The sequence below is a fragment of the Microbacterium sp. SW12 genome (genome assembly GCF_055391095.1).
On sequence record NZ_AP024335.1, the window covers coordinates 1,232,655 to 1,245,842 of the forward strand.

General features: G+C 66.9%; 9 protein-coding genes. 7 read left to right on the forward strand and 2 right to left on the reverse strand.

The features are described 5' to 3' along the window. Nucleotides 1–66: 66 nt before the first annotated feature. Genes MICSW_RS06200 through MICSW_RS06210 form a run of 3 tightly spaced genes read left to right on the forward strand, consistent with a single transcriptional unit; the run spans nt 67 to nt 5,509 of the window. A complete protein-coding gene (locus tag MICSW_RS06200; protein WP_292734175.1) occupies nt 67–3,474 on the forward strand; it encodes a pyruvate carboxylase in 3,408 nt (1,135 codons plus the stop codon). Between the two features lie 45 nt (nt 3,475–3,519). Beyond that, nucleotides 3,520–5,010, forward strand: coding sequence for a MinD/ParA family ATP-binding protein (locus MICSW_RS06205; protein WP_464497794.1), 1,491 nt, complete (start codon nt 3,520–3,522; stop codon nt 5,008–5,010). A 7-nt stretch (nt 5,011–5,017) separates the two neighbouring features. Continuing rightward, complete coding sequence (locus MICSW_RS06210; RefSeq protein ID WP_228178574.1) at nt 5,018–5,509, forward strand: peptide deformylase; 492 nt, start codon at nt 5,018–5,020, stop codon at nt 5,507–5,509. Nucleotides 5,510–5,528: 19 nt separating this feature from the next. Here the strand turns inward: MICSW_RS06210 and MICSW_RS06215 are convergent, their stop codons facing one another. After that, on the reverse strand, nt 5,529–7,355 hold the full coding sequence (locus MICSW_RS06215; protein WP_464497797.1) for an AMP-dependent synthetase/ligase: 1,827 nt from the start codon (nt 7,353–7,355) through the stop codon (nt 5,529–5,531). A 199-nt stretch (nt 7,356–7,554) separates the two neighbouring features. On the opposite strand from MICSW_RS06215, the gene MICSW_RS06220 reads away from it, so the two are divergent. Together MICSW_RS06220 and MICSW_RS06225 are read left to right on the forward strand one after the other, a co-directional pair. Next, nucleotides 7,555–8,268: a lysophospholipid acyltransferase family protein gene (locus tag MICSW_RS06220; protein WP_228178678.1), complete on the forward strand. Its 714-nt coding sequence runs from the start codon at nt 7,555–7,557 to the stop codon at nt 8,266–8,268. A 4-nt stretch (nt 8,269–8,272) separates the two neighbouring features. Continuing rightward, a complete protein-coding gene (locus MICSW_RS06225) occupies nt 8,273–9,610 on the forward strand; it encodes a class II 3-deoxy-7-phosphoheptulonate synthase (protein ID WP_292727503.1) in 1,338 nt (445 codons plus the stop codon). A 12-nt stretch (nt 9,611–9,622) separates the two neighbouring features. Here the strand turns inward: MICSW_RS06225 and pknB are convergent, their stop codons facing one another. Continuing rightward, a complete protein-coding gene (pknB, locus tag MICSW_RS06230) occupies nt 9,623–11,590 on the reverse strand; it encodes a Stk1 family PASTA domain-containing Ser/Thr kinase (RefSeq protein WP_464497800.1) in 1,968 nt (655 codons plus the stop codon). A 125-nt stretch (nt 11,591–11,715) separates the two neighbouring features. Between pknB and MICSW_RS06235 the strand changes: the two genes are divergently transcribed. After that, complete coding sequence (locus MICSW_RS06235) at nt 11,716–12,063, forward strand: Rv2175c family DNA-binding protein (RefSeq protein ID WP_348681371.1); 348 nt, start codon at nt 11,716–11,718, stop codon at nt 12,061–12,063. A 116-nt stretch (nt 12,064–12,179) separates the two neighbouring features. Continuing rightward, a complete protein-coding gene (locus tag MICSW_RS06240; protein WP_292801103.1) occupies nt 12,180–13,175 on the forward strand; it encodes an IS481 family transposase in 996 nt (331 codons plus the stop codon). Nucleotides 13,176–13,188: the final 13 nt, after the last annotated feature.

The window sequence follows — 13,188 nt, forward strand, 5'->3', positions numbered from 1 at the left end:
TCTACGTTACCGTCCCCTAGGCTGGGTGCACACTCAGGCAGGCCCCGTCACCAACAGCGAGGTGTGATGTTCCGCAAGATCCTGGTAGCAAACCGCGGCGAGATTGCGATCCGAGCCTTCCGAGCGGCCTTCGAACTCGGGGCCCGCACCGTGGCTGTCTATCCCTACGAGGATCGCTACTCGTTGCACCGGCTGAAGGCCGACGAGGCCTACCAGATCGGCGAGCCGGGGCATCCGGTGCGCGCCTACCTGGATGTCGACGAGATCATCCGCGTCGCCCGAGAGAGCGGCGCCGACGCCATCTACCCGGGCTACGGCTTCCTCTCCGAGAACCCGGAACTGGCCGAGAAAGCTGCAGCAGCCGGCATCACCTTCATCGGGCCCCCCGCCGCGGTCCTCGAGATGGCTGGCAACAAGGTCACGGCCAAGCAGCACGCCGTGGGTGCCGGGGTGCCGGTGCTGCGGTCGACGGATGCTTCGGACGATGTCGACGCGCTCGTGGCGCAGTCTGCCGAGATCGGCTTCCCCATCTTCGTCAAGGCGGTCGCCGGCGGTGGCGGGCGCGGCATGCGCCGGGTCGAGACCGCGGATGAGCTGCCGCCGGCTCTTGCCGAGGCGATGCGCGAGGCGGGCAGCGCGTTCGGTGACCCGCGGGTGTTCCTCGAGCAGGCAGTGCAGCGCCCGCGGCACGTCGAGGTGCAGATCCTCGCCGACAGCGCCGGCCACACCGTTCACCTGTTCGAGCGTGACTGCTCGGTGCAGCGTCGCCACCAGAAGGTGATCGAGATCGCGCCGGCGCCGAACCTCGACCCGACGGTTCGCGATGACCTGCACCGCTACGCCGTGGCATTTGCCGAGTCGATCGGCTACGAGAACGCGGGCACCGTCGAATTCCTCCTCGAAACCGCGGGCCCCCGCACCGGCGAGGTCGTGTTCATCGAGATGAACCCCCGCATCCAGGTCGAGCACACCGTCACCGAAGAGGTCACGGATGTCGACCTCGTCCAGTCGCAGATGCTGATCGCCGCGGGTGCGAGCCTCGAGGAGCTGGGACTTCAGCAGGAGAACATCCGACTTCGAGGTGCCGCACTGCAGTGCCGCATCACGACCGAAGATCCCACTCAGGGGTTCCGTCCCGACACCGGCAAGATCACGACCTACCGGTCGCCGGGCGGTGCCGGCATCCGGCTCGATGGGGGCACGACCGCGGCAGGATCCCAGATCAGCCCGCACTTCGACTCGATGCTCGCAAAACTCACCTGCCGCGGGCGCGACTTCGGCGCCGCCGTGCTGCGGGCCAGGCGTGCGCTTGCCGAGTTCCGCATCCGCGGGGTCTCGACCAACATCCCATTCCTGCAGGCTGTGCTCGAAGACCCGGCTTTCCTCGTCGGCGACCTGTCGACGGCGTTCATCGACGAGCGGCCCGAGCTGCTGCGCGGGCGGGAGTCCAAGGACCGCGGCTCGAAGATGCTGAACTGGTTGGTCGACGTCACCGTCAACCGCCCCAACGGCGACAACCCGCTGACGGTCACCCCCGCTCTCAAGCTTCCCGCCGCCGATCTGACCCAGGAGCCGCCCGCGGGCTCGCGCCAGCGTCTGCTCCAGCTTGGCCCGGAAGGATTCGCCCGCGCGCTGCGCGAACAGACTCCGCTCGCCGTCACCGAGACGACCTTCCGCGATGCGCACCAGTCGTTGCTTGCCACGCGCGTGCGCACGAAGGATCTGGTCGCTGTAGCGCCCTACGTCGCTCGGCTTACGCCCGAGCTGCTCTCGGTCGAAGCGTGGGGCGGGGCCACCTACGACGTGGCGCTGCGCTTCCTCGGTGAAGACCCGTGGGAGCGGCTGGACCGCCTTCGGGAAGCCCTGCCGAACGTCGCGATCCAGATGCTGCTGCGCGGGCGCAACACGGTGGGATACACCCCGTACCCGACGGAGGTCACCGATGCCTTCGTCGCCGAGGCCGCAGCTAGCGGCGTCGACATCTTCCGCATCTTCGACGCGCTCAACGACGTCTCCCAGATGCGTCCTGCGATCGACAGCGTGCTGGCCACCGGCACCGCCGTCGCGGAGGTCGCCATGTGCTACACCGGCGACCTGCTCAGCCCCGGCGAGGACCTCTACACCCTCGACTACTACCTGCGACTCGCCGATCAGATCGTCGCCTCCGGCGCGCACATCCTCGCCATCAAGGACATGGCAGGTCTGTTGCGGCCCGCAGCGGCATCCCGGCTCGTCGCGGCGCTGCGCGACCGCTTCGACCTGCCCGTGCACGTCCACACCCACGACACCGCTGGTGGGCAGCTGGCGACGCTGCTGGCGGCATCCGCGGCCGGTGCTGACGCCGTCGATGTCGCTGCCGCACCGATGGCCGGCACGACGAGTCAGCCCTCGCTTTCGGCGCTCGTGGCGGCCCTTGCCAACACCGACCGGGACACCGGAATCGACCTGGCAGCGGCATCCGATCTGGAACCGTACTGGGAGGCTGTGCGTCACCTGTACCGCCCCTTCGAGTCCGGTCTTCCCGGCCCCACCGGCCGGGTCTACCGGCATGAGATCCCGGGCGGCCAGCTGTCGAACCTTCGCCAGCAGGCGATCGCCCTGGGACTTGCCGAGGACTTCGAGCTCATCGAGGACCTGTATGCGGCGGCCAACGACATCCTCGGGCGCGTCCCCAAGGTCACCCCGTCCTCGAAGGTCGTGGGAGACCTGGCGCTCCACCTGGCTGCGGTGAAGGCCGACCCCGCCGACTTCGCGGCAAACCCCGAGCGCTACGACATCCCGGACTCGGTAGTCGGCTTCATGGCCGGGGAACTCGGCGATCTGCCCGGTGGCTGGCCCGAACCCTTCCGCTCGAAGGTCCTGCAGGGGCGCGAGCATCACGTCGGCTCGGCACCGTTGCAGGCAGAGGATGCCGAGAAGCTCGCCGGGTCGTCCGTCGAGCGTCGCGCGACCCTCAACCGGCTGCTGTTCCCGGCGCCGACCAAAGAGTTCGAGCGTGTCCGGGACACGTTCGGCGATGTCAGCGTGCTCGACACCGTCGACTATCTCTATGGACTCGAACACGGCGCCGAACACGTCGTCGAGATCGAGCGCGGTGTACAGCTGTTCGTCGGGCTCGAAGCGATCGGCGAAGCCGATGAGAAGGGCATGCGGACCGTCATGACCACGCTCAACGGTCAGCTGCGCCCCGTCTTCGTGAGAGACCGCAGCATCTCTGTCGAGGTGCGCCAGGCCGAGAAGGCCGACACCTCGAAGCCCGGCCAGGTGGCTGCACCGTTCGCGGGCGTCGTCACACTGAAGACCGCCGAAGGCGATCGGGTTTCCGCGGGTCAGCCGGTTGCCTCGATCGAGGCGATGAAGATGGAAGCCGCCATCACGTCGCCGGTCGACGGTGTCGTCGAACGGCTCGTGATCGGGTCCCCGCAGCAGGTCGACGCCGGAGATCTTTTGCTCGTCGTGCGACCCGCCGGATAGCCTGAGGGGCGGCGCATCGCGCCACAACGACGGCAGGGAGAGCACGTGGCAGATCGATCGGACCCGGAACGAGCGGAGACCGAAGAGCACGGCATCCTCGACGAGGAGCGCGTGGACACCTCTGGGATCTTCCTCGGCGGGTCGACGGCGCAGGTCGACGTGACCCTTCCGGTGCCCGCCGATGACGACGACTCGATCGACGAGGACTTCGACGAAACTTCCGGTCCGGCGCACATCGCGGCCGACTACGGCATGCCCCTGCACACCGACACGGCAGAAGCCGAGATCATCGATGACGTCGACGAGACCCCGGTGGACGCAGAGCACGCGACCCACGTCTACGACACGCACGCAAACGACACGCACGCATACGACACGCATGCAAACGACACCGACACCCACGACGCTGACATCGAGGATGCCGTGGAAGAGGCCCGGGAGGATGCCGTGGCAGACCGCGAAGACGAGCCCACAGCGCCCGCCGAGCGCGTCGCTGTTCCCGTGGCGCAGCCGGTCCGTGCCGTCGAGCCCTCGCCGGTGGCCTTCGATGTCACGCTCGCCTCGAAGCGTCTGGGTGAGCTGGAGGTCAGCCGCGAAGGCGCCGATGTGCTGACCGCTGACCGGCTGCTCGACCCGCATCACGTCACGAAGGTGGAGCCCGAGGGTTTCTGGCAAAGTGCGCTGTACCGGGCATCCGGCACTCTGATCAACCTCGGCGACAGCAAGAAGGCCCGGGAGCGCAAGGAGCTGAGCCGGCGCATTGCGGCGCCGCTTCCCGGGGGAGCACGCTTCGTGCCGGTTCTCAGCCGCAAGGGCGGTGTCGGCAAGACCACCGTCACGACGCTGCTCGGGATGGCGCTGGCCGACGCCCGCGATGACCGCGTCATCGCTGTCGACGCGAACCCCGACCGTGGCACGCTCGCCGAGCGGATCGCGCGGACCAGCGGCAAGACGATCCGCGATCTCGTGCGGATCAAAGACGAGGTCGTCGGATACAACGACCTCTCGACGATCGTCGCCCGCGACGAGACGCGACTTGATGTGCTCGCCTCGGATGCCGACCCGCGTGTCTCCGAGGCCTTCGGCGATGATGACTACCGCGCCGCTGCCGAGGTCGCGGCGCACTACTACTCGGTGGTCCTCACCGACACGGGAACCGGCATCGTGCACTCCGTGATGTCGGCAACCCTGGAACGTGCCGACTCACTGGTCGTGGTCGCAGGCCTCAGCATCGACGAAGCACGCCTGGCATCCGAGACCTTGACGTGGCTCGAGACCAACGGATACGGCGATCGGGTTCGAAACGCCGTCGTCGTTCTCAACACGACGCGTCCTGGCTCACCGTTGGTTCGCGCAGACGAGGTCGAGGCTCACTTCCGCACGCGCGTCCGCTCGGTCATTCGGATGCCGTACGACTCCCACATCGCCTCGGGTGCGGCGATCGGCTTCCACGAGATCCACCCCGCGACCCGGGAAGCTGCCCGCCAGCTGGCAGCAGCGGTCGTCGAGTCGCTGCGCGTTCCGGCGACGGTCTGAGGCTCGAATGGCAGTTCGTCCCATCCGTGTGTTCGGTGACCCTGTCCTGAAGTCCCCGAGCGCTCCGATCGAGCAGATCGACGAGGGCACGAAGGCCCTGGTCGCCGACCTGCTCGACACCGTCGCCCTGCCGGGGCGCGCGGGAGTGGCAGCCCCCCAGATCGGGGTCGGCGTTCGCGCGTTCAGCTACAACGTGGACGGCGAGATCGGGTATGTCCTCAACCCCGTGCTCGTCTCGGTGTCGGGGGAGCCCGAGCTCGTGGGTGAAGGATGCCTGTCGGTGCCGGGCCTGTGGCATGACACCCTGCGCTATCCCCACGCTGTTGTGCACGGCATCGATCTTGACGGCAACCCCGTCGTGCTTGAGGGGGAAGGGCTCATGGCGCAGGCGCTTCAGCACGAGACCGATCACCTCGACGGGACTCTTTACCTGGACCGGCTGGACCCCGCGCGTCGCAAGCAAGCGATGCGCGAGGTCCGCGAGTCCGACTGGTTCTGATCCGCTCAGGCGGCGTCGGTTACGACAGCGACAGGTTCGACGTCGAGACCGGTACCGAGTAGAGCTCTTCGATCTGGTCGCTGAAGTCGGCCATGATCACGTTGCGCTTGATGCTCATCTTGGGCGTCAGATGACCGCTGGCCTCGGTCCATTCCGTGGGCAGGATGACGAACTTGCGGATCGACTCGGCACGTGAGACGAAGGCGTTGGCCCGGTCGATCGCCTTCTGCACCTCGGCGCGGACCGCGTCGTTGGTCGCGGCATCCTCGAGAGACATGTCGCCGGGCAGACCGTTGTTGGCCAGCCAGGTCGGCAGCATCTCAGGATCGAGGGTGACCAGGGCCGAGATGAAGGGCTTCTGATCGCCCACGACGACGACCTGCCCGACGATCGGGTTCGCCCGAATCGGGTCTTCGAGCGCGGCGGGTGCGACGTTCTTTCCGCCTGCCGTGACGATGATCTCTTTCTTGCGGCCGGTGATGCGCAGGAAGCCGTCCTTGTCGAACGCTCCGATGTCACCGGTCTTGAACCACTCGCCATCGAATGCGGCGGCCGTGGCCTCGGGGTTGCGCCAGTACTCCTGGAAGACGTCGACGCCGCGCACCTCGATCTCACCGTCGTCCGCGATTCGCACGCCCACGCCGGGGAGCACCGGACCGACAGTTCCGATCCGGGACTTTCCGGGCAGGTTGACCGTCGCGGGAGCCGTCGTCTCGGTCAGGCCGTAGCCCTCGAGGATGTCGACGCCGATACTGTGGAAGAAGTGGCCGAGACGCTCACCCAGGGGAGCAGACCCCGACACGGCGTACTCGATGCGACCGCCCATTGCCTCCCGAAGCTTGGAGTAGACGAGCTTGTCGAACAGGCGGAACTTCAGGCCCATCATGAACGGCACCCGACGTCCTTCCTGGACGTACTTGGAGTGCTCGATCGCCGTGTGGGCCGCCGTGCGGAAGATCTTGCCCTTGCCGCCGGCTTCCGCCTTCTGCTCAGCGGAGTTGTAGACCTTCTCGAACACGCGCGGCACCGCCAGCAGGTAGCTCGGCTTGAACGAGCCGAGCGCGGGCAGGAGCTGCTTGGTGTCGGGCTGGTGGCCGGTCTTGACGCCCGCGTGGACGTTCAGGATCGAGATGAGACGCGCGAACACGTGAGCGGTCGTGATGAACAGCAACGTGGAGACCCCGGGCTTGGCGACGACCTCCTTGAGGGCCTCGGCGGAGTTGCGCGAGAGCTCGACGAAGTTGCTGTGGGTCAGGACGCATCCCTTGGGCCGCCCGGTCGACCCGGACGTGTAGATCAAGGTCGCGATGTCGGCGCCCACGGCGATCGAGCGGCGCCGTTCGATCTCGTCATCCGTGATCGCGGTGCCCTTCTCGATGAGCGCGTCGAGATCGCCGTTGTGCATCGCCCACGTCGAGCGCACGTTCGGGAGCTCGGCGAGGGCCTCCTGAAGACGGGCTTCGTGATCGGCCGACTCGCAGATGCAGGCGACCGCGCCCGAATCCGACAGGTTCCAGGCGATCTGGGTGGAGGAGCTCGTCTCGTAGATCGGAACCATGACGGCTCCCGCGAAGAAGATCGCGAAGTCGACGAGGGTCCATTCGTAGGTCGTGCGGGCGATGAAGCCGATCTTGTCGCCGGGCTCGATGCCACCGGCGACCAGTCCCTTCGCCAGCGCGACGACCTGATTCAAGAACTCGGATGCGGTGATGTCGCGCCATCCGTCGCCGTCGGGGACGGCGAACAACGCGAGTTGCGGCGTCTTCTTCACCCGTTCCACGAGCAGATCGGTGATGTTGGCTTGCGGGTCGGGGGCCACGACCGCGGGGGTATCGAACTGAACCACGGCAACTCCTTCGGTACCGGTGAAAAGCGGATCGGTTGACCGCCAATGCTACATGATGAGACTCAATCTCAGCCGGGATGACACCACGTTCCAGTCCGGAAATGTGCTGGCGCGGCTCGGGAATCGGTGTTCTCAGCACGAGAGTACGGCGTGACTAGACTTCAGAGGCATCTGCGACGGGGAAAGGAGCGTGCGAGCGGTGTTCTACTGGCTCATGAAGTACGTGGTCATCGGCCCCATCGTGAAGGCGATCTTCCGCCCCTGGATCGTGGGACGGCGCAACATCCCCAAGACCGGCGCTGCGATCCTCGCGAGCAACCACCTCTCGTTCGCGGACTCGATCTTCCTTCCCCTCATGATCGACCGCCCCGTGACGTTTCTCGCCAAGAGCGACTACTTCACCGGCAAGGGGATTCGGGGGTGGGCGACGCGCGTGTTCTTCAAGGCCACCGGGCAGCTTCCCATCGACCGTTCCGGCGGCAAGGCCTCCGAGGCATCCCTCAACACCGGGCTCCAGGTCCTGGGTCGCGGCGACCTCTTGGGCATCTACCCGGAGGGCACACGCAGTCCCGACGGGCAGCTCTACCGCGGGCGCACCGGCATCGCCCGGATGGCCCTGGAAGCCCGCGTCCCCGTCGTGCCGTGCGTCATGGTCGACACCGACACCATGATGCCCATCGGGCAGCGGGTCCCCAACGTCGTGCGCGTCGGCGTCGTCATCGGCGAACCCCTCGATTTCTCCCGCTTCCACGGGATGGAGGGGGACCGCTACATCCTCCGCTCCATCACCGACGAGATCATGGTCGCGTTGCAGCGGCTGGGGGAACAGAAGTACGACGACGTGTACGCGTCGACGGTCAAGAACCGGGCCGCCCCGCCGCGCTCTGAGGCAGTTCCCGCCCCGATAGACTGAGCGGATGCTCCTCAAGACCGACCCGCTCGACCACTGGCGCACGCTCCCGATTAAGCAGCAGCCGTCGTGGTATGCGCCGGAGGCCGCCGCCGAGATATCGGCTGAGCTCGCGACACTCCCGCCGCTCGTCTTCGCCGGCGAGGTCGACATCCTTCGCGAGAAGCTCGGGCGCGCCGCCGCCGGGCAGGCGTTCCTGCTGCAGGGCGGAGACTGCGCCGAGACCTTCGCGGGTGCGACTGCCGAGCAGATCCGCAACCGCATCAAGACCGTGCTGCAGATGGCAGTCGTCTTGACCTACGGCGCCTCGATGCCTGTCGTCAAGATGGGACGCATGGCCGGGCAATTCGCCAAGCCCCGCTCGTCGGACACCGAAACCCGCGGAGACGTCACCCTTCCCGCGTACCGCGGCGACATCGTCAACGGCTACGACTTCACCGAAGCTTCGCGGCGAGCGGACCCGGCACGGATGCTGAAGGCGTACCACACTGCAGCATCGACGCTGAACCTCATCCGTGCGTTCACGCAGGGTGGGTTCGCCGACCTGCGTGAGGTGCACAGCTGGAACAAGGGCTTCGCGCAGAACCCCGCGAACCAGCGCTACGAGCGCCTGGCGACCGAGATCGACCGCGCCATCAAGTTCATGGAAGCCGCGGGCGCCGACTTCGACGAACTGCGACGCGTCGAGTTCTACACCGGGCACGAGGGCCTGCTCATGGACTACGAGCGCCCGATGACCCGGATCGACTCCCGCACCGGAACGCCCTACAACACGTCGAGCCACTTCCTGTGGATCGGGGAGCGCACCCGCGAACTCGACGGTGCGCACGTCGACTACTTCTCGCGCATCCGCAACCCCATTGGGGTCAAGCTCGGCCCGACCACGACTCCCGAGACCGCGCTGGCCCTCATCGACAAGTTGGATCCGGAGCGCGAGCCGGGCCGTCTGACCTTCATCACCCGCATGGGTGCCGGCAAGATCCGCGACGCGCTGCCTCCGCTGCTCGAAGCCATCAAGGACTCGGGCGCGACCCCGCTGTGGGTCACCGACCCTATGCATGGCAACGGCATCACGTCGCAGACGGGCTACAAGACCCGTCGCTTCGACGATGTGGTCGACGAGGTGCGCGGGTTCTTCGAAGCCCACCGGGCCGTCGGTACGCACCCGGGCGGCATCCACGTCGAACTGACTGGAGATGACGTCACCGAGTGCCTCGGTGGATCCGAGATGATCGACGAAGCGGGTCTGGCAACGCGCTACGAGTCGCTGTGCGACCCGCGACTGAACCACATGCAGTCGCTGGAGCTCGCCTTCCTCGTCGCCGAGGAGCTCGAGAAGCGCTGAGCGCCGGGCGGGTCAGTCGTTCCCGCCGCCATTGCCCCCGCCGTTACCGCCACCGATCCCGATATCGGTGATGGTGATGACGGTGCCGGGCACGTGGAAGGTTCCCGCCTTCGGGTCGATCTCATTGACGCGGAACACGTCCCAGAGGCTGCCCTCCGGCAGCGCCGTCTCGGCCTGGAACCCGGCATCCTCGAGCACGGTGACCGCGTCGCGCACCGACAGACCGATGACCGCGGGCACCTCTACCGGCTGAACACCCTTGGACACGACAAGGGTAACCGTGTCACCCGGGCGCCATTGTCCGCCATCCTGGCGCTCGGCGATGCCGATGACCTCACCGGCGGCGACGTCGTTGTCGTACTGCTCGATGTTCTCGCCCGACACACTCAGACCCGCGGATTCGAGCGTTTGGGTAGCGGCTTCCACCGACATACCCCGGACGTCGGGCACGGGACCGAGCGAGACAGTCAGCGTGACTGTATCGCCCTCGAACGCCGTGCACCCGTCCGTGCAGTTCACCGGATCGCTCTGCAGGCGCGGCGTGAGAGAGACCGCGACGACGGTGCCGGCTGGGGCATCGGAGAAGAGCTCGGCGTCGGGTTCCGTGACGATGAGCTGATAACCGGTGAGTGTCGCGCGCGCATCGGCCGCTGACTGCCCTGCCACCGAGGGGATGTCGTGCTGAGCCGGGCCCAGCGACACGAAGATCCGAACCGTCGACTCCTTGTCGACGCGGTCGCCCGCCGGGGGATCGGTACGGATGACGACACCCTGTTCGACCTCGAGGCTGTTCTCACCCGCCTGCTCCGGAACGAGGTTCTGGGCCTCGACGGCCGCAGCTGCGCCCTCGTAGTCGAGTCCCGCGACGGCGGGGACGGAGACCTGCGAACCGGGTCCGGACCCGAACCACCACCCGGCCCCGGCGGCGAGGGCCGCCAGGAGGATCACGACGGTGACGATCCAGGCGGTGCGCGCGCCCTGGCGGTTCGCCGAGCGTCGCAGACGTGCCGCGTTGTCGACCTCGGAATGCACGGCAGTCGCGCCGGTGGTGGTGGGAAGAACCTTGGTCAGCTCGCTCGGATCCTCGCGGTCGATCATCCCGGAGGTCGCCGCCGTGACGACCTGCGGTGAGATGCCGAGGTTTCGCTCGATCTCCCGCAGCCGCTGCAGCATCTCCATCGCGTCAGCGGGTCGATCGTCGGGCTTCTTCTCGGTCGACCACAGCACGAGTTCATCGAGCTGCTCAGGAACGCCGGGGTTCTTGACGCTCGGGCGGGGGACCGAGTCGGTCGCGTGCTGGAACGCAATCTGCATCGGCTGTTCACCGCGATAGGGCTGCTCACCGGTCAGCATCTCGTAGAGCATGATCCCGAGGCTGTAGATGTCACTGCGGGCATCCGCGGTGCCCCGGGTGACCAACTCGGGGGCAAGGTAGGCGATCGTACCCATCAGCTGAGCGCCGGTCGCCGTGTTCGCGCTCGTTGCCCGCGCGAGGCCGAAGTCCCCGATCTTGATGCGGCCGTCTTCTGCCAGCAGGACGTTCTCGGGCTTGACGTCGCGATGGATGATGCCGGCACGGTGGGCCGCGGCAAGACCCGAGAGTACGGCATCCATGATCGAGATCGTCTGCGGCACCGTCAGTCGCTTCTCTTCGCGAAGTAGTTCGCGCAGCGTGATGCCCGGGAGGTACTCCATCACGAGATACGCGATCTCGCCGTCGCTGCCCTGATCGAAGACGTTCACAACGTGGGGGTCTGCGAGCCGTGCTGCCGCACGGGCTTCCTGGATGAACCGGCTCTGAAAAACAGTGTCATCGCTCAGGTGGCCGTGCATGACCTTCAGCGCTACACGGCGCTCGAGGCGCAGGTCCGTCGCAACGTAGACGGTGGCCATGCCGCCCCGCGCGATCCGGGCGCGCACCCGGTATCGGCCGTCGACGAGACGGCCGATCAACGGATCGGTTTGCGCGCTGGTGCTCACGCACCGAGTCTACGGAGCAGGAGCGGCCCCACCTGGGAGCGGCTCACAGAAGCGGATGAGCAGTATCGCGCGTCGATTGGTCGCAGCGCGGTCGCGACGCTGCCCGTGGTGAGATCATGGCTGTCGTGACCAACCCATCTCCTGCAACCGAAACCGCTTGGCTCACGATGCCCGAACTCGTCGAGGTTCTCGGCGAACCGCTGGGCCGCGTGCGTCGACTTCTGGACGAGTCACAGCTGATCGGCTCCAAGCGCCACGGCGCCTTCGCGGTGCCCGCCGTCTTCATCGTGGACGGTCACCCGTTGCCGTCGTTGCGGGGCACGATCATTGTGCTTCACGACGCCGGGTTCACCGACGACGAAGCGATCGACTGGATGCTCGCGCCCGATGACACGATCGGCGTGGCGCCCATCGAGGCGCTCCGAGCGGGACGTAAGAGCGAGGTCCGGCGGGTGGCCCAGACGCTCGCCTAAGTGTGATGTCCAGGGACGTTGTTGCGTGAATCGCGTGTGATCTGGTGACGGGTGAAGGCCTCCCGTTGCGAGAGTGGAGCTGTCTAGGAACCGCTTCACGCACACAGGAGGCCTTCTTGTCCCACGCTAACGCTGCTCTCACCCCGCGCGCTCGACTGCGGCTGGCCAAGCTCATAGTCGAAGAGCGCTGGCCTGTCATCGTCGCGGCGAAGATGTTCATGACTTCCCCGCCGACCGCCCGGAAGTGGGCGGCCCGGTTCCGCGCCGAAGGGCCCGCGGGAATGGTTGATCGGTCCAGCCGACCACGCTCGATGCCCACCAAGACACCGCCCGCGACGGTGAAGCGGATCCTACGGTTACGGTGGCGTCGCAGACTGGGTCCAGCGCAGATCGCCGGCGAGCTCGGCATCTCGGCCTCGACCGTGCATGCGGTGCTGGTGCGGGCGCGGATCAACCGGCTCAGCCATATCGACCGGGTCACCGGCGAACCCATCCGTCGCTACGAACACGACCATCCAGGGGCGATGATCCACGTCGACGTCACCAAGTTCGGCAACATCCCCGACGGCGGCGGCTGGCGATACGTGGGCGAGCAACAAGGCAAGCAGAACAAGCAGCGCGCCGCCCGCGCCGGCGCCGGATACACCGAGAAAGGCCATCCCAACATCGGCACCGCGTTCCTGCACACCGTGCTCGACGATCACTCCCGCGTCGCCTACGTCGAGATCTGCACGGACGAGAAGGCAGTCACCGCGATCGGCGTGCTCGAACGCGCCGTCGCATGGTTCGCTGACCACGGCGTCACCGTCGAACGGGTCCTCTCCGACAACGGATCGGCCTATCGTTCCCACGCCTGGCGAGACGCCTGCGCCATGCTCAACATCCGACACAAGCGGACCCGCCCCTACCGCCCACAGACCAACGGGAAGATCGAGCGGTTCCACCGTACCCTCGCCGACGGCTGGGCATACGCCCGGTTCTACTCCTCAGACAGCGAGCGTCGCGCCGCGCTGCCCGGTTGGCTGCACTTCTACAATCAGCACAGGCGCCACTCCGCGATCGGAGCCCCACCCTTCAGCAGACTCAACAACCTGCCTGGACATCACACCTAAGGAAGTAGATGCT